The sequence below is a fragment of the Rubrivirga sp. genome, from assembly GCF_049648075.1.
In the GTDB taxonomy this organism is placed as follows: domain Bacteria; phylum Bacteroidota; class Rhodothermia; order Rhodothermales; family Rubricoccaceae; genus Rubrivirga.
Genome location: NZ_JBARYR010000535.1, coordinates 1 through 23,875, shown reverse-complemented (window position 1 = coordinate 23,875; position 23,875 = coordinate 1). Strand labels below are relative to the sequence as shown.

The 23,875-nt window shown below is 68.1% G+C and carries 18 protein-coding genes and 1 pseudogene; 6 read left to right on the top strand and 13 right to left on the bottom strand.

The genetic code is table 11. The annotated features are described in order from the left end of the window. The 12 genes from WBA11_RS14935 to WBA11_RS14880 form a co-directional block, all read right to left on the bottom strand. Nucleotides 1-260, bottom strand: a 260-nt coding sequence (locus tag WBA11_RS14935; protein ID WP_424521458.1) for an AbrB/MazE/SpoVT family DNA-binding domain-containing protein, incomplete at its 3' end; no start/stop codon positions are given. 237 nt (nucleotides 261-497) lie between these two features. Continuing rightward, nucleotides 498-1,628, bottom strand: a complete 1,131-nt coding sequence (locus tag WBA11_RS14930) for an aspartyl protease family protein (protein WP_424521457.1) — start codon at nucleotides 1,626-1,628, stop codon at nucleotides 498-500. A gap of 243 nt (nucleotides 1,629-1,871) precedes the next feature. Further along, nucleotides 1,872-3,869, bottom strand: a complete 1,998-nt coding sequence (locus WBA11_RS14925; RefSeq protein WP_424521456.1) for a serine hydrolase domain-containing protein — start codon at nucleotides 3,867-3,869, stop codon at nucleotides 1,872-1,874. Between the two features lie 190 nt (nucleotides 3,870-4,059). Further along, nucleotides 4,060-4,803: an alpha/beta fold hydrolase gene (locus WBA11_RS14920; protein ID WP_424521455.1), complete on the bottom strand. Its 744-nt coding sequence runs from the start codon at nucleotides 4,801-4,803 to the stop codon at nucleotides 4,060-4,062. Between the two features lie 120 nt (nucleotides 4,804-4,923). Then, nucleotides 4,924-5,409 carry a PEGA domain-containing protein gene (locus WBA11_RS14915; protein ID WP_424521454.1) on the bottom strand — a complete coding sequence of 162 codons (486 nt, stop codon included), beginning with the start codon at nucleotides 5,407-5,409 and terminating at the stop codon, nucleotides 4,924-4,926. 95 nt (nucleotides 5,410-5,504) lie between these two features. Continuing rightward, on the bottom strand, nucleotides 5,505-5,996 hold the full coding sequence (locus WBA11_RS14910; RefSeq protein ID WP_424521453.1) for a hypothetical protein: 492 nt from the start codon (nucleotides 5,994-5,996) through the stop codon (nucleotides 5,505-5,507). Nucleotides 5,997-6,159: 163 nt separating this feature from the next. Further along, nucleotides 6,160-7,266 (bottom strand): alpha/beta hydrolase family protein, encoded by a 1,107-nt coding sequence (locus WBA11_RS14905; protein ID WP_424521452.1) that lies wholly within the window; start codon nucleotides 7,264-7,266, stop codon nucleotides 6,160-6,162. 247 nt (nucleotides 7,267-7,513) lie between these two features. Further along, nucleotides 7,514-8,140, bottom strand: a complete 627-nt coding sequence (gene lepB / locus WBA11_RS14900; RefSeq protein ID WP_424521451.1) for a signal peptidase I — start codon at nucleotides 8,138-8,140, stop codon at nucleotides 7,514-7,516. A 135-nt stretch (nucleotides 8,141-8,275) separates the two neighbouring features. Continuing rightward, a complete protein-coding gene (locus WBA11_RS14895; RefSeq protein WP_424521450.1) occupies nucleotides 8,276-9,703 on the bottom strand; it encodes a hypothetical protein in 1,428 nt (475 codons plus the stop codon). 60 nt (nucleotides 9,704-9,763) lie between these two features. After that, the gene (locus WBA11_RS14890; RefSeq protein WP_424521449.1) at nucleotides 9,764-12,841 is read right to left on the bottom strand and encodes a TonB-dependent receptor domain-containing protein; all 3,078 of its coding nucleotides are present in this window, start codon (nucleotides 12,839-12,841) and stop codon (nucleotides 9,764-9,766) included. A 483-nt stretch (nucleotides 12,842-13,324) separates the two neighbouring features. Then, on the bottom strand, nucleotides 13,325-14,170 hold the full coding sequence (locus WBA11_RS14885; protein WP_424521448.1) for an alpha/beta fold hydrolase: 846 nt from the start codon (nucleotides 14,168-14,170) through the stop codon (nucleotides 13,325-13,327). Between the two features lie 275 nt (nucleotides 14,171-14,445). Continuing rightward, entirely contained in the window at nucleotides 14,446-15,057 is a 612-nt protein-coding gene (locus WBA11_RS14880) for a LytR/AlgR family response regulator transcription factor (RefSeq protein ID WP_424521447.1), read from the bottom strand. 659 nt (nucleotides 15,058-15,716) lie between these two features. On the opposite strand from WBA11_RS14880, the gene WBA11_RS14875 reads away from it, so the two are divergent. From WBA11_RS14875 to WBA11_RS14855, 5 genes and pseudogenes are all read left to right on the top strand, one after another. Continuing rightward, the gene (locus tag WBA11_RS14875) at nucleotides 15,717-16,904 is read left to right on the top strand and encodes a helix-turn-helix domain-containing protein (RefSeq protein WP_424521446.1); all 1,188 of its coding nucleotides are present in this window, start codon (nucleotides 15,717-15,719) and stop codon (nucleotides 16,902-16,904) included. A gap of 112 nt (nucleotides 16,905-17,016) precedes the next feature. Next, on the top strand, nucleotides 17,017-17,958 hold the full coding sequence (locus WBA11_RS14870; RefSeq protein ID WP_424521445.1) for a virginiamycin B lyase family protein: 942 nt from the start codon (nucleotides 17,017-17,019) through the stop codon (nucleotides 17,956-17,958). Nucleotides 17,959-18,002: 44 nt separating this feature from the next. Beyond that, nucleotides 18,003-19,097: a serine hydrolase domain-containing protein gene (locus tag WBA11_RS14865; RefSeq protein ID WP_424521444.1), complete on the top strand. Its 1,095-nt coding sequence runs from the start codon at nucleotides 18,003-18,005 to the stop codon at nucleotides 19,095-19,097. Between the two features lie 156 nt (nucleotides 19,098-19,253). Continuing rightward, the gene (locus WBA11_RS14860; protein WP_424521443.1) at nucleotides 19,254-19,604 is read left to right on the top strand and encodes an ArsR family transcriptional regulator; all 351 of its coding nucleotides are present in this window, start codon (nucleotides 19,254-19,256) and stop codon (nucleotides 19,602-19,604) included. Between the two features lie 15 nt (nucleotides 19,605-19,619). Further along, nucleotides 19,620-19,742, top strand: a pseudogene (locus WBA11_RS14855) (hypothetical protein); the annotation flags it as partial. A 39-nt stretch (nucleotides 19,743-19,781) separates the two neighbouring features. On the opposite strand, the gene WBA11_RS14850 reads toward WBA11_RS14855, so the two are convergent. After that, nucleotides 19,782-22,796 (bottom strand): Tn3 family transposase, encoded by a 3,015-nt coding sequence (locus WBA11_RS14850; protein WP_424521442.1) that lies wholly within the window; start codon nucleotides 22,794-22,796, stop codon nucleotides 19,782-19,784. A 150-nt stretch (nucleotides 22,797-22,946) separates the two neighbouring features. On the opposite strand from WBA11_RS14850, the gene WBA11_RS14845 reads away from it, so the two are divergent. After that, nucleotides 22,947-23,672: a recombinase family protein gene (locus WBA11_RS14845; RefSeq protein ID WP_424521441.1), complete on the top strand. Its 726-nt coding sequence runs from the start codon at nucleotides 22,947-22,949 to the stop codon at nucleotides 23,670-23,672. Nucleotides 23,673-23,875 lie beyond the last annotated feature (203 nt).

Here is a 23,875-nt window from a genome sequence, read left to right as displayed (position 1 = left end):
TCCTCGAGGTCGTCGACGGTCGGAGCCGGCCCGTCGAGGGCGTAGGCCGAGAGCAAGCCCCGGAGCGGGCGGGCGGTGTCGGGCCGCTTGCGCAGGACGACGTCGCCGTCGGCCGTGACCTCGAACTCGACGGAGCTGCCGGCCTCGAGGCCGAGGTAGTCGCGGACGGGCTTGGGGACGGTGAGTTGGCCCTTGGACGAGATGCGGCTTGGCCTCGAGGGCGCGGGCCGGGTTGGACGGTGGGCGTCGGGTACCGACATGGGCTTTGGTAGGCGCGCGGAGCAAACGTACAACAGCGAATGCCATCTCCTACAATCCGATCGGTTGTGGTACGAGGTGAGACTAGTCGTACTCACGCCGTCGCGTCGGACTCGACCTCGCCTGGTGCCTGATCTCTGCTTCCGACGACCGGAGAGCAGAGTGCTCAACCGGACGAACGCACTCCGGAGCCCGATGCTTTACGGGTCTGCATGCTAGGACCCCCAGAGAGCATACGCTCAGTCCTTGCCGACGACTGCCACCCTGACCTCGTCCCCGCTCTTGAACTCGATGCTCACGCGGTCTCGGTCGTTCACGCTCAGGAGGTAGTCGAAGACCCCGCATAGCTCGTCCGCGCTCACATTGGACAGGTCGGCGCCGTCGATTCGTACGATCTGGTCGTGCAGTTGGAGGCCCGCCTCCTCAGCGGACGATCCCGCTCTGAGGAACCCCACGCGGACGACCTCCCCGTCGATGGAGGGCCGGAATCCGAACGTCGGCTCCCGCGCTTCGACGGCGGCATACGGCGAGAAATAGACGTTCCCACCCGAGTAGTCCAGCGTCACGACGTGTGACCGGAGGACCCTCGCCCCGATCAGCGAGGGGATGTCGGCTCGCGTCCAGACCTCGAGGTCGACCAGTTCCAGTTCCCCAATGGACAGGCGGTCGAGGGGGACCCGGTAGAACTCTCGGTCCTCTGCTTTTTCCCCTGCGGACCCTCCAAACACTCCGGACGCGGTCGCCGAGACCGAATCGACCAGGCCCTGGCGTCGGAGTTCTTCGAACGCTCTGGCGTTCAGGTGCAGGACCTCCGTGTTCCCCGTGTCGAACAGCGCGTTGTCGGCGAAAGAACCGTTTATGCGGTGGGGGACGACGGGCATGAACGGGTAGCCGGACACGATCAGGTCGGCCCGAGCGGCCCCCTCCACGTGGTCCAGGTCGCCCGTGTCACTGGCGAGGACGATCCGCTCCCGGTTGAGGTCGATCTGCCAGTTGGCGAGGGGCATGAGTTCGGACCCGATCACGCCCCCGTCGAAGAGGCACCCCGCCGCCCCGGGGATCACGTCGTCGAAGACGAAGACGGGCACGTCCCGGAAGACCACGTCGCCGATCTTGATCCGGTCCAGCACCGCGAGGTCCATCGTCACGGGCGTGCCGTTGGCGTCGACCCCGGTGGACTGCCCTCGGATCTCTAGGCGGAGCGCGTCGGCCACCTTCCGGGTGAGGATGGTGGGGGAGCCGGTGTCGAGGACGAAGCTGTACGGGAGCCCACCCGCCTCGGCCTCGAGGTAGACCTTCCCTCGCCGTACGTCGACGGGGACCTCGGACAGGAAGTCTCGGCCCTCCACGTACGTCACGGTGTCGAACACGGAGGGCTGCTCCGCCTGTGGTTCTGACACCGAGCACCCCACCGCCAGAAGGAGGAGTACGAGAGGTGACGGGGTGTGGCTTGTTCTCATGGCTCGGCTCCGGGTCGTGGTGAGGCTCAGGTGGTTGATCAGTTGTGGGCGTTACGGACCGTGATTGGGAAGGCCCATACGCCTCCGCGTCTCTCTCTGGCCGTCCGTGTGGCACGTTCAGTCCGTGTGGCACGTTCAGTCCTTGTGGCACGTTCAGCCGAGGAGCCGGAACGCGATATCGCGAGAGCGGTCGGCGTCGAGGGTGAACCCCGTAATCGCGCCCGTCGCGTCGCGTTCAAAGGAGAGTGTGGGGCCGAGGTCGGACGCGAAGGTGTCCGGGCCGGACGGCTGAAGCACGAGGGGTTTCGGGTTCCGCCGCGTTCGCGCCATAAGGACGCCGTCCTCGACGGCGAGCGCGTAGAACGTCTCGATCTCGTCGCTGACGTAGCGGCCGGTGTAGTCCTCGAGGACGATCGGCACAGCGTCCGCCATCGGTTCCGCGTCGAGCTTTGAGGCCCGGTTGTCTCCGTTCCGATGGAACGTGGCCGACCGGACGGCGCCGTCGGCGTCGCGGTGAAAGGTGACACCGGCCTCGACGGCCGCGAGCACGAACGTCGAGTCCGAGGTCGGCAGAATCTCGAGGGCGGGCTGGCCCGTCGCTTGGGCGAGGTAGCCGCCGTCATCGCCGCGCCGGAACTCGAGGACGAACGCCGGCGCTGCGTCCAGCGCGTAGCGGCCCGCGTAGTCGTCGAACAGGGCGTCGTCGAAGTCGGCCGCGTCGAGGCCAGGCTCATCCGTCTCGGCGCTCTCGACGGGCGGGTCCCCGAACACGTCCGGCGCTACCGCTCGGAGCGAGCGGCGCGCGAGCCCGTCCACGTCGGTCGGCGCGTTCGCCAGCACGATCACGCCGGCGCCGAGGTCGGGGAAGAACGAGAACGCGGAGCGGTGGGCCGTGTCGGATCCGCCGTGGTGGACGTGCCGACGGCCCCCGTCGTCGCGGACGAACAGGCCCAGGCCGTACGACGTCGCCTCGCCGGTCGAGAGGACGTAGGGCGTCGTCATCTGGCGGACCGACTCGGCGGAGACGAGGGTGGGCTCGGCGTAGTGGGCCATCCAGCGGGCGAGGTCTCCGACCGTCGAGTAAACGCCGCCGGCGCCCATCGACGCGCCGAGGTCTTGGCGCTCGCGCCACCCATCGTCGGCCACGACGTAGCCTTGGGCGCTGTTGACCACCAGCGCCCCTGGAGCCGCCCGCACGACCGTGTCGTCCATGCCGAGCGGCGCGAACACGTTCTCGGCCATCCAGTCCGGGAACGCTCGGCCCGTCACGCGCTCTAGGACGAGGGCTGCGAGCCCGTAGCCGGTGTTGTTGTAGTTCCACTCGGCGCCCGGCGCGTTCTGGAGCGCGGGCTGCCGTTGGACGGCCTCGACGTGCTCGCGCCGGTCCACGGCGTCGCCTTCGAGGACGCGCCGGCCCCCGACGATGAGGAGGTTGTAGACCTCCCGGTACCCGCTGGTGTGCGTCAGGAGGTGACGGAGCGTGACGGTCTCGCCGAAGTCCGGGAGCTCCGGGACGTACTCTCGGACGTCGTCCTCGAGGGAGAGCCGGCCGCGCTCCTCGAGCATGACGAGCGCGAGGGCCGTGAACTGCTTCGATGTCGAGCCGATGTTGGTCCGCGTGTCGAGCGTCATGGGGACGCCGTGCGTGAGGTTGGCCCCGCCGAACGCGTCAGATAGGAGGACCTCGCCGTCTCGGACGACGGCCACGAGGGCACCCGGCTCGCCGTCGTGGTCATAGTCGGCGAACAGTTGGCGGACGCGGCCGGCGGCGTCCTCGGCCACCGGCTCAACGCGGGTGAGCCCGATACAGAAGGGGCCGTCGGCATCTTGGTAGGGCGCCACCGTGATGGTGTAGGTCCCGGCGTGCTCGGCCGAGAATGAGAACGGGTCGAGCCCGTGCGCCGTGCCGTCCGTCTCGACGACCGTTGCCCGGTCCGGGCCCGTCACGGTCACGACGACGTCGGCTCCCTGTTGCACCGCCCCAGCCACAAACGTACCGGCCTCGAGGTCGATGGAATAGGTGGGTACCGAGCTAGGGCCGACGGTCCCACTCGCGTCGGTTCCAAGCGCCAAGGGCAGCGTCTGGGCGGCTGGGGGCATAGCGAAGGGCATAGCGAAGAGCGCGGAGATGACGAGCAGCGTGCGGACCATGTCGAGATCGGTGGGGGAGGAGGCATCCGCGACGTAGCGGTTTAGGTTTCGGCCGTTCCGCAGGAAGGGACGGACCGGACCTGTAGCGGTGCGAGCCGGACCCAGAGCCGGACCAACCGGTCTCCACACCGGCGGTGCAGACCGCGCCCCGGGTCGGCTCTCGGCTCCGAAAGCGATTGGTAATCGGATCCTATGCGGCGCTGGACATCAACGTCCGAAGACGTCGGGCGAACTCGTCCGGTGCGGAGCCGGGCCAGCCGTGGTTTCCTCCTTCAACGTGTTCGTACCGAGCATTCGGTAGGCGCTGGGCCAAGAGGGGAAGGGAGTCCAGGATCAACTCGTGCTCCTTGGACCCTGCGACGAAGACGACGCGCGTCTCGATGAGGTCGAGGTCGGGAGGCAGCCGAAAATCGACCACGTCGTTCGTCGCCGACCTGAACGCGGCCGGACGGGTCTTGCCCGCGCCGACGACGAACCGGTCGACCTCGTCGGAACTCGCTCCGAACATGGCGGCCGTTTTACGCGCGAAGAACGGCCGGGTCGCGATCGGGGCCAAGATCAGCGACGTCAACCGCATCATCCACCGCCGCTTCATGCCGCCGGCATGGATGCCGCTTAGAAAAGCGGTCCGGAACAACGTGGGGTGCTGGCTCAGGAGCGTCAGGCCGACGTAGCTCCCCAGCGAAATGGCAACGACGTGGGCACCTTCGGCCCCAACATGCCGGACGACGTCGGCGACTTGTCGCGCCGCTTCCTCGAGCGAGACCCAGGGAACGTCACGGCTTCCCCCGTGACCCGGCAGGTCGATTAGGACCGCTCGCACGCCGAGAAGCAGCGGCAAAAACGGGGTCCACATCGACGAGTCGATTCCGACAGCGTGGAGAAAGACCACCGTCTCCCCGTCTGGAGATCCTGTGGAAGAGTAGTGGAGCATGGGTATGTCGTTCTCGGATGTGGAACGGTCACGTGATCGCGTTCGAGGCAGTACGGGAGCGCCCCGAGAGAACGGCGCGTTCCAGAGAGGGGGCGTGCTTCCCCGTCCGGTCACCTCGGTCTACCGGCCGAACACGTAGGTCAGACGGGTCGCCGAGTCACTCACGACGACGTCCCCCCTCTGTGACTCGGGAAGAACGACCGCTCCCTCAGCAGTGCGGTCCAGGCTATCCATGTCCCACGCGACGGAGCCCCGCGACATGTCGACGGTGTAGCTCGTCCGCGAGTACTTCGTGACGGATCCGGTCGCAGCGTCGACGATGAAACCGATGGGGACGAACATGTTGAGGAGCGCGACCCTGTTGAGGCCGTCCTGAAGTCGGAAGGTCACGGGGTCGTGTCCGTCCATGCGGAGGGTGACGGACTGGTGGGAGAGTCCGGGCCGCTTGACGGGGACCGTGAGCGGCGTCCGTCCCTGGGTGATTCCATCGATGACGACCTCGGCGCCGGCGGGGTCGGAGTCGAACGAGATTGTGTCGGTCGAGCCGCTGAAGAGCGTGGCGCACCCCGCCACGGGGAGCGCGAGGGCCAGGAAGAGGGGGAGCATGGCGAAGCGCATGGGGGGGGATTAGGTGGGGAGGGTGTCTTGTGGAGCTCGATCGCTGAGCTCATGGCGTCCTGGCGGCCAGGAGCGGGGGCTGGTCAAAGCGTACTCGGGGACCGGACGTCAGCCGTGGACGGAGGGGGCGGGGCGGGCGGACCCGGCCGCCGCCGGTACTCGTTGAGCGCACCGTCGGCAGGACGGCGGTCGAAGAAGAGCTGGTCGTCGCGCACGCCGAACGTCTCCGTTCTGCCGCCGATGAACAGGACCTCCACCTCGCCCCGTGTTCCGTCGGTGCGTTCGGGAGGCCGCACGTCGAACGTCGTCTCCATAGGCTCGCCGTTCTCGGTGACCGTGACCGTCCCGTCTGCTCGGAACGCGTACGACTCTTGGTACCCCGTGACGGGCTCGGTGACCGGCCGTCCCTTGGGTCCAAGCGTGGTCCAGGTCGTGAGGTCCCACGTACCGACCAACTCGGCGGCGCTCTGGGACAGATCGAGGACGTTGACCTCGGCCGGGTCGAGGAGAGACGGTCCGGTCTCGTCGCACCCAGCGAGAAGGCAGACGGCGGCGAGGGCGAGAGTACGGGTCATGGACGGGGGGGAATGAGTGGTGAGGGGGAAGGCTGTGGCGTCCGTGCGCATGTCTAGGCACCGGGTCGTACGGGGAGAGGAGCGCGCGTCCTCGAGGCCTCGGCCTCGTCGGGTTCGGTGGAATGGGGCCGACGGTCACGCGGCTGGGTCCCCGCGCCGTCGTCTACCGTTCGCCGAACGAATTGGCGACGAGCCAGTCGGCGATCGTGTCGTGGTAGCCCTCTGCGTACGGTGCGTCCCAGGGCGGGCTCGTCATCTCTCGGACGCCGCAGGCACGGCACACCTTGATGTTGTGGTTGGCACCTGGGAAGACCCGGATCGTCAAGGACGCGTCGGCGCTGGCGCCGACGGTTTCTCGGTACAACTTGGCCGTCCGCCGCCAGTCCACGTTCGAGTCGTCCTCCCCGAACAGGGCCAAGACGGGCCTCCTAATCGAGGCGAGGAGGGAGGCGAAGCCGGGGACGTAGACCATCAGCTCGTCGTCCTCGTCCACGGTGAGGTTGCCCGTCCGGAACCCCTCTTGGTACGAGTAGAAGTCGTCCTCGGACGCGAGCGTGGACCACCCCATGAAGGCCATGAACGGGTCTCGGTCGAGGTTCGGGCCGGCGTCGAGGTAGTCCTGGTAGGTCCCGTCCTGCCAGACGGTGTTGAACCGGGCCTGCCACTCGCCGACCAGGGTCTGGACCTCTTCAGGGGGCCGGCCCTCGATCCGGAAGTTCTCGCGCAGGAGGTACCGGGCGTTCTCCTTGCCGTCGGGTCCGCTGACGGAGATCCAGAATGCGAGGTCGGGCTCGTCCCGCATGGCGAGGGGGGCGACCCAGCCCGCGCGGCTGATCCCCCACAGGCCGACGGGTCCGGTCTCGAAGCCCCGTTCCCCCAGAGCGCGGGCGGCGGCCACCACCTCGTCGGCGCTGCTCTGGACGGGCTGGTCGATGTCGAACTCCCCCCCGCTCTGGCCGCACCCCGGTTTGTCCCACACGAGGGTGCTGACGCCGACGCGGGCGAGTCGAGCCCGGAGGTCGTAGTAGCCGTTCCCGGCGGCCACGTCCGTCTCTCCGTACCCGTGCACCAGGATGACCGTGGACGAGGGGTCCCGACCGGTGGGCCGGTCGAGCAGCCCGACGAGGGTCTGGCCCGCGACGTCGAACTCGAAGCGCTCCGTCTGGAAGGGGGGGTCGAGGGGCTGGGCGCCCACGGTGGGGTCGGTCTGCGCGCCAAGCGAGGACGACAGACAGGCCAGCCCGAGGACGGCAGTCAGGAGGTGGGGCATGTCGCGGTGCCTCCGTAGAGGCGGGCTGTTCGACGTTCGGCCGTCCACCGCGCGGCGCCCGGTCCGGGGCGACGGCCGCGGCACGCCTGCGCTACGTCGGTGGGTTAGAGAGACGGGACGAGCTCGACGTCCAGGGGGACGAGGACCTCGTTCTCGGAGAGCGGAAGAGCGGGGTCCGCTCGTCGTCCCCGACTCGTGCAGCACCGACCCGGCCGCGGGGCCGCCGGTCTGCAGAGGAGCTCCCGGTTCAGTCCCCAGCATCTCCCCCCACGTGCAATCGGCCTCTGAGCTGACCGAGGGCGACGGCCCCTACGTACCGTGAGTCCGCGCTGTTGTCTCGGTTGTCGCCGAGGAGGAAGCAGTGACCCTCTGGGACGCGGACGGGGCCAAAGCTAGCCCGTCCGCTCTCGCCCGGGGTGTAGGTGATCCGATGCCGCTTTCGGCCCATCCTCTCCTCCGCAACCCGGCGACCGAGGTCGTTCTGCATAGGGACGGATCTAAAGGCTCGGAGTGGTATGGGTAGCTGTTCGGCCTCGACGCCGTTGACGTAGAGGACGTTCGCTCGCAGTTCGATCTCGTCGCCAGGGAGTCCAACGATCCGCTTGACCCCCGTCGCGTTCTTGGCCGCGTCGTGATACACGACCACGTCTCCGCGATCGGGGTCTCCGGTCCGAAAGAGAGTCCATTCCAAGAACGGTATCCGCAGGCTGTAGGCGGACTGAGAAGAGACCACCCTGTCCCCGACGAGGAGCGTGGGAGACATCGACGGCCCCGCGACCACGAACGGCCTCGCAAACGCGGGGGAGACGGCGAGGACGGCGAGGACGACGACGGAGGACGTTGCCGTTCGCCGTGAGATGACGTGATGGGACACGGGTACGATGGAGACGTAATGCCGCTGGCATTACGGATTGGGTAGAAGGACCCAGGCCGTGCGAGAAGCCGTGGTGCGCACTCAGCCGCTGCTGAACCTCGGCCGATCCCGAGGCTGGCGGCCGGCGTTCGGACTTTAGAAAAACGGCACCAAGGCGGGGTCCGACCTGTTCTGGGAGAGGACTCGGTTGAGGTTGACCGACACGGTCACCCGCGTCCCGTCCGTCGAGAAGTCGTCGAACTGCGTCCGAAGCGGCTCCAGCGGCGCCGGCACGAACGGTGTCGTCAACGGCCCAAGCTCGACGTTCGAATTGACCAACACCTCGTTCTCCGAGAGCGGGAACCGGACCCCCAGGTCGAACATCCGCCGGCCCTCCGCGATGAAGATCTCCTGCCGCATGAGGTACAGCGTCTCGACGGCGTCCTCGACGGTGCCCAGCGCCGCGACATCGTCGGCCGTGACCGATGTTCCAGAGACGGACGGGACCGGGACGTCCTGGTCGCGCGCCAGCACGAGCCCGCTCCGAAACGGGTCAGCGGCACTGGCCCGGACCTCGAAGCCCTCCGTGTCCGGGCGCCCCGTCCGGCCCTCCGCGGCGTCGTTTACGCGAGCGACAGGCCGCGCCGCAACGAGCGCGAGAAGGTCGTTCATGATCCCCTTCGCGCCCTCGAGGTCGGCCGTCGCGAGGGCGGCCTCGATCAAGATGAGCGACGCCTCCTCGGCCTTCAACAGCGGGACCGCCACGTCGTCGTTGCCGAGGGCCAGCTTGGGATCGAGAAAGTCGAGGCGGGGGAGCGGCTGGAGGTCGTCGGAGCCGGCCCGGTCGTAGATGGCGTCCTCGATAAAGCTGGACAGCCCGCTCCCCTCGTTCTCGTTGTACCGGATGGCCAAGAGAAAGTCGGCGTCGGCGTCGAGGACGGCCTGGGCGTCGGCGACGGCGTTCGCCCGGTCCCCGATGGCGTGGTAGGCGCGCGCACGGGCGAGCTGGTACCCCACGCGCGCGTCCGTGTCCGTCGTCGTCGCGAGGGCCTGGTCGAACGCCCCGATGGCCTGGCCGATCAGCTGCTCAGGCGGTCCGGGTACGCCCCCGCCCTCGAGGGGGGCGCCGACGAAGAGCTGCCCGAGGTAGAGGTTCGCGATTCCCTCGTAGAAGTAGTTCTGCGCGATCGCGTCCGGCGTCGCATCAGCGTCACGCTCTGCGACCACTTGGTGACCAAAGATGGCGGACTCCCGGAGGTCGGACCACCGGAACAGCATCGTGTTGATGTCGGACTCGGTGTAGGAGATGTTGAGCCCGTCGAACTGCTGGTTGAAGAAGGTGAACGTGTTGACGTAGTTGTCGGACAAGATCTCGGCGCCCGGGATGGTCCCGCTGAGCGCTAGGGCTGCCTGGCGCTCGAGCCCCGCTGTCCAGGCCGTGAGCGGGCGCGGCGTCGAGAGCACGTTGTCCTCGGTAAGGTTGGGGTTGAACACCGTGGCCGGGTTGCCGAAGTCGCAGCCGGCGAGGGCCAGGGCTGCGCCGAGGGCGAAGGCGCCGGAGAAGCGCTTGAGTTGGGTCGTCATGGAATCGGGGTGGAGGTCCCGGACGGGAAAGACGCCGTCCGCGGACTGGTAAGGGCAGGTCTAGAAGCGGGCGCCGAGCGTCAGGAGGAAGCGGCGCGCGGGCGACTCCGTCCCAAACCCAAAGCCACCCACGTTGACGCCGTTCTGCGAGTTCGCATTCGCGCCCGTGATCTCGGGGTCGAAGTTGGAGGTCGCGAAGTTGAACGGGTTCGTGACGGCCGCCTGAATGCGGAGGCCCTCTACTAACCCCGACGCCAACCGCCCGACGACGCTCGACGGGACCTCGTAGCTGGCCGAGATCTGGCGGATCTTGAGGAAGTCCGTGTCCTCGACCCATGCGCCGGCCAGGTTGAAGAAGTTGTATCCGGGGACGCCCAGCGCCGAGAGCGTGACCGACCGCGCCGGCACGAGACCCTGCGTCAACTCGATGGCCTGCCCATCGAGCGCGGCGATCTCGGCGAGGATCTCGGGGTCGCCGTCGATAAAGCCCTGGCGGAGCCGGGCGCCGTCGTCTCCGATGAGAGCGGCGACGCGGTTGGTCTCGCCGAAGTAGCGGAGCACCTCGTCCGTGTTCACGCCCTGCGCGCCCAGTTGGTAGTCCGACGACACCAGAAAGGTCAGGCCGCGGTACCGCGCCGACAGGCTGAGGTTGCCGAACGCGCTCGGGACCGGGCTGCCCAGCGCCGCGAGGTTCTCGACCAAGAGCCCGCCCGCCGAGATTTCGGTGTCACCCAACGTCGTGGCCTCGCTCGCCACGCCGATGCTCCCGTCGTCGGCGAAGACGGGTCGGTTGCCCCGGAGGTACCCGACCGGCTGGCCCTCGTCGACGAACGTCCCGAGGAACGTGAACCCGCCGACGTTGAACTCCGGGGTCCCGCCGTTCGAGACCACCTCGTTCTCGAGCGTGTTGAACGAGCCGCTGAGCCGCACGGACAGGTTCTGGGTCTCGACGAGTTGAGCCGAGGTCGAGATCTCGAACCCGCGGTTGCGAACCTCGCCGATGTTCCGGAGCTGGTTCGCCTGACCCGTCGACGGCGCGAACGGCGCGTTAAAGAGCGCGTCGTTCGTCACGGCATCGTAGTACGACGCCTCGACCATGATCCGGTTATTGGCTAGGCCGATGTCGGCCCCAAACTCGGTCGTGCTGATCCGCTCCGGCCGCAACTCCGAGTCGCCTGCCGCACCGAACGTGAAGGTCGGGACGCCCAGGAACGGGTTGACGGCGAGCGTGCGGACCTGGGCGAACGGCGTCGGGAAGTTGCCGGCCTCGCCGTAGTTGGCCCGCAGCTTGAGCGAGAGCAACGACGACGGCACGATCCGCTGGAAGAACGCCTCCTCGGACGGCGTGTACGCCACCCCGATGCGCGGGTACAGCACCGTCCCGACGTCCTCCCCGAACGCGGAGTTGCCGTCCAGGCGCAGGCCGATGTCGAAGAACAGGGTGTTCCGGAAGCCGACGTTCTCAGCGACGTAGACCCCGTAGTTGGCGACCTCGAGGATCTGGTCGATGGCCGTCTGGTCGGCCGAGTTGTTGATCGTGAGCGACCCCTCGGTCACGTCCGTCGTCGTGATCTGCGTCTGGTCGTCGTCGCTCCGGAAAAGCTGGCCGCCCACGTTCGTCAGGAACGAGAACGCCCCGATCTCGGCCGAGTGGCTCACGTTCGCGTCGAGGGTCAGGCCGAAGGACCGCCGCTGGAACCGGCTGATCGAGCCCTGGTCGGACGTCCCCGCCGGCGCGAACCCGCCCGCGATCTGGTACTCGTTCGTGACCACCTGCTGGTCCTCGTTGACCCGGTAGTCGATCCCGCCGACGACGCGTGCGAACAGGGACGGCAACAGGTTGAACTGCAACTGCTGCGACGTCTGGAACCGCCGGACGTCGGTCGTCACGTTCGAGAGGTCCACGATCGACCGAACGTTCGACCGGATCGAGTCGATGTCGGAGCGGCTCAGGTCAGAGAGTTGTCCAAACCCGCCGGCCTCGAGGTTCTGGAACTGGGAAAAGTTGGCGTTCGCGTTGTAGTCGCGCTGGAACGCGTTCGATCCGTACCCGAACGTGCCGGTGTACGTCACGGTCGGGTTGATGACGGCGCTGAGGCTCGAGCGCAGGTCGAACCGGCGGTTCTCGTTGCGGGGCCGGAACCCGTCGTCGGCGAGGGCGCGGCCGGAGAAGCTGTACGTCAGGCCCTGGGCGCCGCCGTTGCCGGACAGGCGGTACCCCGTTACGGCGCCGGACTCGAATAGGATGTCGGCGGTCTCCTGGAACCGGAGAAAGTCGCGCGTGGCCGTGTTGAACCCGAGCTGTGTCTCCAAGAGCAGCGTACTCCCTCCCGAGACGCCCTTCTTGGTAAAGATCTGGAGCACGCCGTTGCCGGCGTCGGACCCGTAGAGCGTGCTCGCGGCGCCGCCCTTGACGAACTCGATCCGGTCGATGTTCTCGATCGGGATGTCCGCAAGCGCGCTCGACTGCGCGCCGCCGGTCCCCAGCCCGAGCGCGGCGCCCGTGTTAAGGTTGTCGACGCGGACGCCGTCGATGTAGATGACCGGCGTCGTGGACTGGTTCGCCGACGTCACGCCGCGCGACCGGAACAGGGTCGCCGTGCCCGGCTGGCCGGACGAGAACCGGACCTGGGAGTTCGGGAGGTTGGCCTGTAGGATGTCCTCGATCTGTGCGGCTGGGATCTCGGCGATGTCGCGGGCCGAGATCGACTCCACGGTCGTCGAGAGCCTCCTCGCTTCCACGCCTCTCCCCTGCCCCGTCACGATGACCTCGTCGAGGCCGGTCCGGTCGACCTCGACCTCGACGTCCTCGACGGTCGTCTCGCCGGGCTCGACGGTGACCGCGGTCCGGTACGTCCGGTAGCCCACGAACGACACGGCCAGCGTGTACTCGCCGGGCTCGACGCGGGGGATCGTGTACCGGCCCTCCACGTCGGTTGAGACGCCGAGGATTGTGCCCTCCAGCCGGACCGTGGCTGCGGGGATGGGGTCGTCGGTGACGTTGTCCGTGACGAGACCGGTGAGGGTACCCGTCTGGGCGGAGGGAGCCGCCGCCAGACCGACGAGCGCCGCTAGCAGGACGAGCGAGTACCGAAGGAGCCTCGTGAGGGGTTCGGCTGCGCGGAGTAACAATCGCATGGGGGTTAGGGTGGTGTTCGAGGTGGAGTGCCCGGCACGTGCGCGGATCCAGTCTTCGAAAGCTCCCTTCGACCGGTCTGCCGGCCCCCTTTTCTGTCCCCAAGAGCCCCCCTCGAGGGGTGGACTCGCCCTCTAACCGGACCGGGGGCACAGGCTTGGGGCACAGTCGTGTCCCCTCGTAGCGAGCGCATCGAGGTCGCGCTCGGACCCGTCACCGCCAGCGTCTAGCACGGACCTCACGGCACTCGATCATTAGAAACGGCGGGTTGGTCCAGCTAGCTGCGCGAAAGGCGGTCCCGTCGGCGACGCCTGGTCCGCCCTGCAGGCCCCGCGATTCAGTGAGGCCGTGGACGAGGGACCAGCGACAGTCACAGGGGTCTAAGAAGGCTGTCCACCCGCGCGGAGCACGGAGCACTGCAGTGAACGGAGCCGGGGAAACGGTGGCGCTTAGCTGAGCCGAGAACGTCGGCGATTAGCGTCGCGCTATACCGCGTGCTTGAAAAGGAAGCTCCGGACGCGGTCGTACAGGAGAGCTCCTTGGTCGGACGTCGGAGCATGGCCTCTCTCCGGGATGATCTCACACGTCTCCAGGCCCGAGAGCACGACCCACGCCCGTGCGCACGCCCGCTCCACGTCGAAGAACACGTCCTCCGCTCCAAAAGACACGAACGCTGGACCATCGAACCCCGAGAGATCTTCGGCTCTGATCACGGGGAGCCCGCTCCGGTCGACGTCGAGCTTCGCGTGCCGGTACCCGAGCGTGAGGAGCACCACGAAGTCCGGGTCCAACGGGGCGCCCGAGGCGAAGAGCGGCCGAGCCGCCCGGAGACCGTTCCCGGGCGTCGGACGGAGGACGTAGCGCACCGCGCCGAGACCCGCGACGAGCTGCCCCCGCAACGTGAACGGCACCAGTCCCCCCGTGTCCAAGAGGGACGCGGTCCGAACTCTGGACGGGGCTCGGGCGGCGAGCTTGAGGATCATCCATCCCCCGAACGAGACGCCAACGAAGTGGGCGGACTCCAAGCCCAACTCGACGAGCACGGCCTCGAGCCAGAGGGGGTAGCCCTCACCGTTGCGTTCGGGCCGCGTGCCGTCGCTCTTCCCCGGCATCCCGACCGTGTCCACGGCGTAGACCCGGAAGTCCTCTCCGAGCGCGCGCACGGCTCCGATCATCGCCGCCGCGTTCATGCCCATGCCGTGGAGGAGTAGGACGGGGGGGGCGGCCTTGGGCCCAGCGACCAGAATGTGGGTACGTCCGGACGGTGTGGCGACGAACTGGGGCTCGGTCTCGAACGGGAGCGACGCTACTTGGTCGTCGTACCACCGCATGACGGCTTCTCGCCCGTTTTCAGTTTTGTAGATGCAAGGAGACACAGGGCTATGGGAGGGTGGGAGCGGCAGAACCCCCGGTCCGGAGAGGTATAACGCCGGACCGGGGTCCTGGACTCTTTCGAGACACAACCCCCGAAAGTGCTCGGTCAACCACGGCTCGTCTGCGGTGCCTCTGGGCTGGCAGACTCACTCGCGTCCAGAGGGTATGTGGGGCCGCTGCCCTCGTGGGCCGAACGTCGCAGACGCTCCCCCGATCGTCGCAGGCGCTCTGCTCAGTCCCTTGGCTGCGCAGTAGGGGGCGGGTCACCGACGAGCCCCCCGGTCAACGTGTGGAGGTGCGAGCGGTAGGACCTCGTGAGCTTGAGTTCGGCGCCGTCTCCGAGGTGCACGATGTACTCGCCGCGACCGGCGTGCTCGAGCGTCGCGATGCAGTCGACGTTTACGATTGTGGACCGGTGGATCCGGATGAACTTGGAGCTGTCGAGCTGGACCTCCAGGTCTTGGAGGAGCTCTCGAAGGAGGTAGACCTTGCCGCGCGTGTGGATCCGGACATACTTCCCCGCCCCTTCGATCCAGCAGATGTCCCCGACCTTGACGAGCGCGATCCGATTCGCCACCGGAACGGCCAGTCGCGCGTCCCAGCTCAACGACCGTTCCACCACCGTCGACCTCTTGGCGAACGCGTTGAAAGCGTAGATGAGCCGCTCCGGGCTCCGGCACGCGTCGACGACCGTAACTGCTCCAGCGAAGCAGTCCTCTTGCTGGAGGTCGAAGAGGGCCGCGCTCCACCCCGGTGCGGAGCGACCGAGACCGACGTACACGAGGTCGGGGCGCGTCGAGAGCGTTTGCCCGGAGATCTCGCTCGGGCAAGAGACAGCGGACACTGTGGCGTTGGTCGTCAGACGAGAGCCCGCCCTCGCCAGAGTCGCCCGCAGGGCGTGGTCTGACTCGATGATCAAGAGGTGAAACGGCGTGGACATGGGACGGGTCTGGCTGTGGCCTGTGTAGCGTGCTCCCGGACGGGGCGACCGAAGGGTGGAACCTCGGCACCTCCGTCTACCACGTCGTCTCTCCATCTCGGTAGCAGGTCTCATCTTGCGAGATGAGACAGACCTGGAGAGCAGATCGGGCAGGCAGGCTCCACGTGGCCGCGGGCGGCCTGTGCGGCGGTCCCAAACTCTCCGTAGTCCGTTCGGAGTGGGCGACGCGTGCGTGTCCGGTATGATCAACGGCGCTCATACCGGGCACGGCGGTCTCAAATTGATCCTCCCAGGTCCCAACGCGCGGGATGAGACCGCCGGGTAGGGCGGGGGCCCGACATTGTGGTAGTACCGCTTTACCGCATCGCAGTAGTGCGACGTCACCCCCCGGCTTTCGAGTTCGTACGGCCCTCGGCGAACGACCACCCCCTCCTCATGGACTCCACCCTGACCTCGTCTACGCCCCCGAGACCGGCTCTCGGTCGCCGTCCCCGACTCCTTCTCGGGCTGTACACCCCCGCTCGTGGCCCCCGAGACGGGAGGGGTTTTCAAGGGGGAGGGGTATGACGACGCCCGTCCTGTCTGTGTCGGGGTTCGTCTTCGCCCTCGCCGCGGTTCACGGGCTGGGGCTCGGCCTCGTTCTCCTCACGCGCACCCAGGCAGGGTCGGAGTGGTCGCGGAGGTTCTTGGGCGTTCTCATCCTGGTTCTCGCCGTCCTGCTCGGCGACATGGCGCTCCAATTCTCAGCGGTGACCTGGCCCGGACCGTCGTTCCATTCGGTCGTCAACACGCTCTGGCTGCTCGTGAACCCGCTGTTCTACGGGTACGTCCGGGGCCTTTTCCCAGAGCGGTCTCGGTGGGAGCCCGAGGACGCGGTCCACGCGACGCCCGTGGCGCTCCAGCTTCTCACGACCGCGGCGTTCGCGTGGGCTCCAGGCTTCGATCACGATCTGGTGGACGTCGGGCGTCCGGCCGTATCGTTCGTGTTCATCGGATTGTACGGGTTGCAGTCTGTGGCGTACGCCGCCGCAGCCATTGGACTGGTGGCGCGTTACACGGCCAGATACCAACGGGAGGCCGCGGGGGCGGACGCGGACCGGCTGGCGGGGCTCCGCCAGTTGACGACGCTGTTTGGCGTCTACGCAGCCGCCGTGGCCGTGAACGTGGGCGTGCTCATCGCCACAGGGAGGTTCTGGGCCTGGCTCGACTACCTCGTCCCGTTGTCGCTCGCTGCGTTGCTGGCTGTCGTCGGGTACCGCCTGCTGCAACGTCCTCACGCTGTGTTCCCGGACCTGACCCTCCCGCTGCCCCCGCTCCGGCACGAGGCGCAGCCCTCAGCGGAGTGGGGCCCTCATGTTGAGGCACTGCGGGCTTTGATGGACGTCGAACGCCCGTACCTCAACCCCGAGATCCGCCTTGCGGACCTCGCCGATCGATTGGGGATGTCGAGCCGTGTGTTGTCTAGCGTGCTTTCGCAGGGGATCGGGAGCTCGTTCGCGGACGTCGTAAACGGTTACCGGGTGTCGGAAGCCCAAGCGCGTCTCGCCGACCCGGCCTGCGAGCACTTTACGATCCTCGCAATTGGCCTCGACTCTGGGTTCAGCAGCAAGGCCTCGTTTAACCGGGTGTTCAAGCAGCGGACGGGTGAGACGCCTTCGGCCTATCGGAAGAGGGCTGCGCCGTTGGATACTCCTCGGCCTTTGAGAGGCGACGTGATCATCGAGGTACGGTCGGACTCGCGGGGACAGTGAGCGGCGGTCCCATGAGTGGTCTCATCCCCAACCACGGGACCAGGAGACCGTCATTTGAGACGTCGGCGCCGGGCGAGTTCGGGAGGTTGTCGGTCACACCGCCCACCGTGACATGTCTTTGCGCTCTCCCCGACGGACGCTCGCCGGCCTCCCCCACTTCGTTGCCCTCGCCGTGGCCCTCCTCGTGACCACGGCCCAGGACGGGGCGGCTCAGACCGTCTCCAGCCTCTTCTTCGACGACGACTATAGGATGGACGGGCTGCACGTCGCTCCGACCGGGGGGGTGTACGCGACAAGCGGCTTTCTGGGCGGAGACGTATACCGGGTGTCCGGTGGCGTAGTAGACACGGTGGCCACCGGAGTTGGGGGGCCCATCCACGTGCTCGCCACGAGGGACGGCCGCCTTCTCACCACGGCTTTCCGCGAGCGCGAGGTGAGTCAGATCGTCGGTGACGGGACCCTACGCACGTTCGCGACCGTGGCCGACGGTCCGAGCGACCTGATCGAGGGACCGGACGGGAGCATCTACGTGACGCAGTACGGCGACCCCAGTGGGTTCGGAGACGGAGACAGCGTCACCCGGATCCATCCGGACGGGACCGTCGAGGACTTCGCCGTCGGGGGAGACCTGCGTGGACCTGTCGGCATCGCCATAGACGACGAGGGGTACATCTATGTGGCGAACATCTTCGACGGTCGGATCACCAAGCTCGGTCCCGACGGGTCTCAGACCGCGTTCGCGTCTCTCCCCCTGCAACCCCCGTTGGGCTCGCTCACGGTCGGCCACATGGTGTGGACCGACGGCTCGCTGTACGCCACGTACCTGAGCAACCACCAGGTCGTCGCCTTCGCGACCGACGGAACGATGAGGGTGGTCGCAGGCACGGGGCAGCCAGGGCGGGACGACGGGCCGGCGGGCCAGGCGACGTTCACCAACCCGAACGGGCTCGGCGTTTCTGCCTCGGGAGACACGCTGTACGTGAGCGAGTACCTCCTTTCCGACCAGTCCGTACCGGTCCCCACGGACCGGCTCCGCGTGATCCACTTGGAGTAGGCCGAGGCGCATCCCCCATCGGCAACTCACAGAACCCGCTCGCGATGACTCTCCGGACCCTCCTCACGCTGACCCTGGTCGCCGCAGGGTGCTCCTCGGCCGAAGACGTCGTAGGTCCCATCGCCGAGGACAATCCCCTCCCCACCGGCACGCCCGAGTCCGTCGGGCTCGTCGCGTCGTACCTCGACAACGCCTCGGCCCAGATCGCGGCTCAGGGGGACCACCGGCTCCACAGCATGCTCGTCGTCCGGGGCGGGGTCCTGGCGTTCGAGGAGTACTACAACGGGCACGGCCGCGACAACCCCCACGACATCCGCTCTGCGACGAAGAGCGTCACATCGCCGCTGACGGGCATCGCCGTCGAGCGAGGAGCCGTGGCAGGCGTTGACGCTCCAGTCATGGACTACCTCAGAGCGGGGTACCCCGACATCCAAGACAAAGGGGACATTTCGATCCGACACCTCCTGACGGTGAGCAGCGGGCTCGACTGCGACGACGGCGATCCGGGTACGTGGGGACAGGAGGACCGTATGTACCGCTCCGAGGACTGGGTCGGGCACCTCCTATCGCTCTCGAGGCCGCACGCGTCCGGCGACACGACGCGGTATTGCACGGGGGGCGTCGTCGCGCTTGAAGAGGCCATCGCTCGGGGGTCAGGCCGGGACCTCGCCGCGTTCGCCGCCGCTCTGTTCTCTCCGCTCGGGATCGAGAACTACCGGTGGGCGCGGTTCGACGGCGGGCGGAAGGTGGACGCCGGGGGGCACCTCCTGCTGACCCCGCAGGCGATGGCGAAGGTGGGGATGCTCGTGCTCCAACGTGGGGAGTGGGACGGGCGACAAGTCGTCTCCGAGGAGTGGGTCGAGCGTTCGGCCCGGCCCCGAACGGAGATCTCGGGGGTCGCCTACGGGTACCTCTGGTGGTCCGACACGGTCCGATACGGGGAGAAGTCCGTCGAGGTCGTCTACGCGAGCGGGAATGGGGGCCAGATGATCTTCGTCGTGCCCGAGTACGACGTGGTCGCCGCGTTCACGGCCGGGTACTCCAACTCGGAGCGGTCGCGGGTCGTGTTCGAGCTGTTCAGGAACGCCGCCCTCCCGTCCGTCTCAGAACTACAGGAGCACCTCAATGGAAGTCCATGAGCGCCCACTGCTCGGGCGAGCGGACTCGCGTGGAGCAGCGCCGGGAGTGAAGTGCCCAGACTGGACCGTCCCTCGTTCTCCGTCATGCCAACTCGGTCGCCTTCTCCGCCCCCGATTGACGACCCTACCTATCGGTTGATTCGGGTCGCCCAGGCCATGACCAACCCGTACCGTCTCGACATGCTCCGCGCGATGAGCGAGTCCGGCGCGGCCACCCTACAGTCTCTCGTGGGCCGCACGGGTCTCACGAAGGCGACCGTTTTTCAGCACCTCGTCGTCCTCGAAGGCTCCGGGATCGTGGAGCGGGGGGACCCGCCGGCAGGCGTGGAGCCCAGGACGGGGCCGGGCCGCCGGCCGACGTACTACCGGATCAAGGGCGAGGGGGTCGAGGACGTGCGGAGGATGTTTGCTCTCTTCCTCGAGGGCCTCAGCGGTCGCGGTACGGACCTACTCCCGCAGGGTCTGAGCGTGAGGCCCCGCGTCGCGGATGCTGCGTTCCGGTTCTAAGAGCGGTTCGTCGACGTCAACCGCTCTCGGCTGGAGCGGCTCCCGGCGGCCCAGGTGTGGGACGAGTCCGTCGCCCCCCAGCTCGACGTGTACATGGGCCACGAGTTCGAGCGCGTGACCGTGGCCTCCGACAAGTAACGGAACAGGATTGTCCGGTAGACGCGCGGTGAAGTTTCGTTAGGCCGGGCCGCTCCACCCCTCGTCAGGGGCCGCCGGGTCTCGGAGTGGCCGGAGTTCGCCTCGCGCAACGGCCAGTTCGAAGTGGTACTGACCCAGCACGTTGACGTGCTTCGTGCCCAGCGGTGAGAGACGGGCCACGTCCTCGGAGAGGACTTCGGCGCCCTCGGACCGGAGCGCGTCGAGGGCGGCTTGCTGGTACCGCGTCGTCCAGAGCACGACCGCGTTGACGACGAGCCCCAGCGCCGAGAGTTGGTCCTCCTGACCCTCCCGGTACCGCTTGCGGACCTCACCGCGCTGCCCGTGAAAGACGGTCCGCGCGAGCTTGTGACGGCTCTCCTGACGGTTGAGCTGCGTGAGCACACGCCGCCGGTACGCCTCGTCGTCGACGTATGCCAAGAGGAACAGCGTCTTCGCGATCCTGCCCAGTTCGCCGACGGCCTTCGCGAGCGTCGACGGGCGGTTGCCACGCTGAAGCACCCGCATCATCTCGTGCGCTCCGACGGCGCCGGTCTTGAGCGACCCGGCGACCCGGAGCAGGTCGTCCCAGTTGTCACGGATGAGGCTCGTGCGCACGCGCTGGCGGGCAACGCCGTCGAGCGGCCCGTAGTCCGCCGCTCGGTCCATCCGCCAGAGCCGGGCGTCGCCGAGGTCTGCGAGCCGCGGGCTGAACTGGTAGCCGAGCAACCAAAAAAGTCCAAAAACTGTGTCGCTGTAGCCCGCCGTATCGGTCACGATCTCCGTCGGCTCCAGCCCCGTCTGCTGCTCCAGGAGCCCTGAGAGCACGTAGAGCGAGTCCCGGAGCGTGCCCGGCACCACGACGGCGTGGAAGCCCGTGAACTGGTCACTGGTGAAGTTGTAGTACGTCACGCCCTGTCCGACGCCGAAGTACTTCGGGTTGGGTCCGGCGTTGAGCGTGCGGACGGGGACCACGAAGCGGAGTCCGTCGGCCGAGGCGACCTCGCCGCCACCCCACGCCTGAGCGAGAGGGATCGTCGCTTGGTAGTCAACGAGGCGCGCATTCGCGGCCACGAGTGTCTCGGCTCGGACGTAGTTCTGGAGCACCCACGAGAGTCGCCGCGTGGTGAGCGCCGGGGTCCCCACCTGTGAGAACGGGCGGAGCCCGACGTTGCACGCCTCGGACAAGAGCGCCGCGCACAGGCTGACGTCGAGGCCCTCGGCACGAGCACGTCCTTCGCTCGCGTGCGTGAACGCGAAGGTAAACCCGGTCCAGGCCTCGACCTCGAGGAGGAGCTCTGGGAGCTCGACGTGGGGCATCCGGGCCTGGACGGCGGCCCGGAGGTGGACCAGGCTCTCGGGCTCATCGAGCTTGTCGAGCGGCGTGACGACGAGCCGGTCACGCCCTGCCGTCTGCTCGATCCGGACGGCCTCGTTCGTGTCCAGGTTCGCGGCCGTCCGCCGGTACGCCTCGTCGAGCTCCGACTGGAGCGCGGCGAGCTCGTCGTCCGGTGACGGTGCGCGACCGAGCGCACGGCAGACCGAGGGCCGCGTCTGCTCCCACCGCTCGCCCTGGAGCAGCTTCGCACGTGGGTCGTCCCACCGCCCACTCCCAGGGACGAATACGTCTCGCCGCCGGAGGGCACCGAGTAGCTCGTCGAGCACACCGAACGTGTACGGCTTCCGAGCGGGTCCGCCCCCGTCGGCGAGTACGAGCCGCTCCCATGCTGGTGTGAGGACGCTGAGTGGAGCCTCGCCCATCGCGGGCCGTCCGGTCCGCTCCTCCAGCTCACGCAGGAAGTCGACGGCATCGAGAACAGGCGCAGCCGACCGCGTGCCCTCGAAGGTGACCGTCTCCAGGAGCGACGGGAGGTACCGTCGGACGGACCGCCAGCGGGCGAGGACTTCGTCGTGGAAGCGGTCGCCGGGCTCTCGCGCGATCTCGGTTACGGTCTCGCCTGCCTCCTCCAATTCCGCACGGCTGATCCGACCGAAGACTGTCTCTCGGAGAGCATCGGCCGAGAGGCCCCGGTCGAGTAGCACTTCGACCGCCGCCCAGAGACGGAGAGCGGCCTGGTCGAACTCTCGCAACCGCCGGAGCCGCTCGCGTTTTCCGTCCCGCTCAGCGTCACGGAAGAGACTCTCGACGAGAAGCCCGAAAAGATCGAGTGCGTCGTCGAGTGCGGCTCGCTGGACGTGCTCGGCAAAGGCGACGAGCGTGGCCACGCGGCGGGCCTCGGGCATCAGTGAGAGAGTCCGCGCCCAGGCGCTCATCGCGTAGCGAGCGAGCGCTTCCCGACGGGCCGGGGGCACGCCCGAGTCGTCGAACCCGCCGAGTGCTCGCGTTCGCTCCACCCGGCCCAAGGCCTCGACGAGCGCCGGGCCGCTAACCCGGACGGGCGAGCGGCGGAGCCGTTCGAGTCGGCTCACGCGGTCGCCCTCCGGAACGGCGAGCAGATCCTCGAGCCGCTTGCGCTGATCGTCCGTTGGGAGACGCGCCAGCGCCTCGTACACCTGGTCCGAAGCCCGTGCCCGCACGCGGGCGACGAGTCTCGCGAGCACGGTCACGCCGGGAAGGAGCACCTTCCGCTCGACCAGCCGGGCGGTCGCGAGGTCGAAGAGCACCGACGGCCGCTCGGCCGCGAGCCACGCTCGAGCGTAAAGCCATCGGACCATGCGGAACGACTCCGATGGATCGCCAAAGGTCGTGTACCCGTAGCGTCCTTGGATCTCAGCGGCGTGCTCGCGGCGTGCCGAGTCGCGGCGGAGGTAGCGAGCGAAGTCAGCCTCTGGGTCCGGGACGCCGAGCCCGTTGCCCACCGCGTGGACAACGACGGCTGGCACCTCGTTGAGATCGGCGGGAAAGGTGCCGAGGAATCGGACGGTCCCGAGTTGGACAGCGAACCCGAGCCGCCCATGCCGGTTGCGCCGCTCGTCAACGACAGCCCGATCGGCGTCGGAGAGGTAGAAGTAGCGGGCGAGCTGGTCGGCCGTGGGTGGCCCATCGAAGTGGCCGTAGCGGGCGGCTTGGTCGTCGGAGAGGAACTCGACGGGCATGGGGGTGGCCCCACCGGGGCGGGAGGTGTCAGGAAAGGGGTACCCCAGACGCACCGCTCTACGCGCCGTACGGGCCGGTCCGACCGGCACCGCCAGGGGCGGCAAGAAACGAGCGGTTGTTGACACCCCCGCACGCCGCCCATATATAACGTGCCCGCCTCACCCGTCCCGACCGTGCCCACTGACCTGCCATCGCTTCCTCCACCACCCAAGAAGCGGGCAGCCCTGTACCTCCGCGTGTCCAAGCGCGACGTCGGGGCGGATGGCCGCCCCACCCAGACCGAGGAGAACCAGCGGCGCCAGCTCCACCGCTTCCTGGAGCAGGAGGGGTACGACCTCGCGCGCCCCGACGGCACGCTCCGGGAGTTCGTCGACCGCGAGTCCGGCCGGAAGGGCCGTCGTGAGCGCTCGGCGTTCTCAGCCGTGTTCGAGGCCGCCGAGCGGCGGGAGTTCGACACGCTGGTCTTCTGGAGCCTCGACCGGTTCAGCCGCGAGGGCATCCGCAAGACGGTCGCCTACCTCCAGCAACTCGAGGCGCTCGGGGTCCGGTTCCGGTCCTACACCGAGCCGTACCTCTCGACCGAGAACGAGCTCGTGTCCCACGTGCTGCTGGGCGTGCTGAGCTACTTCGCCGAGTACGAGGCCCAGAAGATCAGCCGACGGACGATTGCTGGACTGGAGCGGGCGCGAGCCGAGGGGAAGGTGCTCGGGCGGCCGTCGACGTTCGACCAGCACCGGGGCGCACTCGAGGGCATGCTTGACGGCGGCGTGGCGAAGGCGGAGATGGCGCGTCGGACGGGGCTTGCGTACAACACGGTTAAGGGGCACCTCCGACGGATTGAGGCCGAGCGGACGGAGGATAAAGCCCCAACCTAACCGAAGATTACGCCGCGCCTGATGGATACTCCTGTCCGTCACTCGTCGGAGGCCTGCTATGGAAAGGCCGAGGACGCCTCTGGCAGTGGGCCATCGCCCAGAACCTCGCGGAGAGTGCGGGCGAGCGTGCCGCCGAGCCCCGACTTCGAGAGGTACGCCCGCGCGCCCGCTGCCCGAGCGCGGGCCACCGTGGCGGGCTCGAC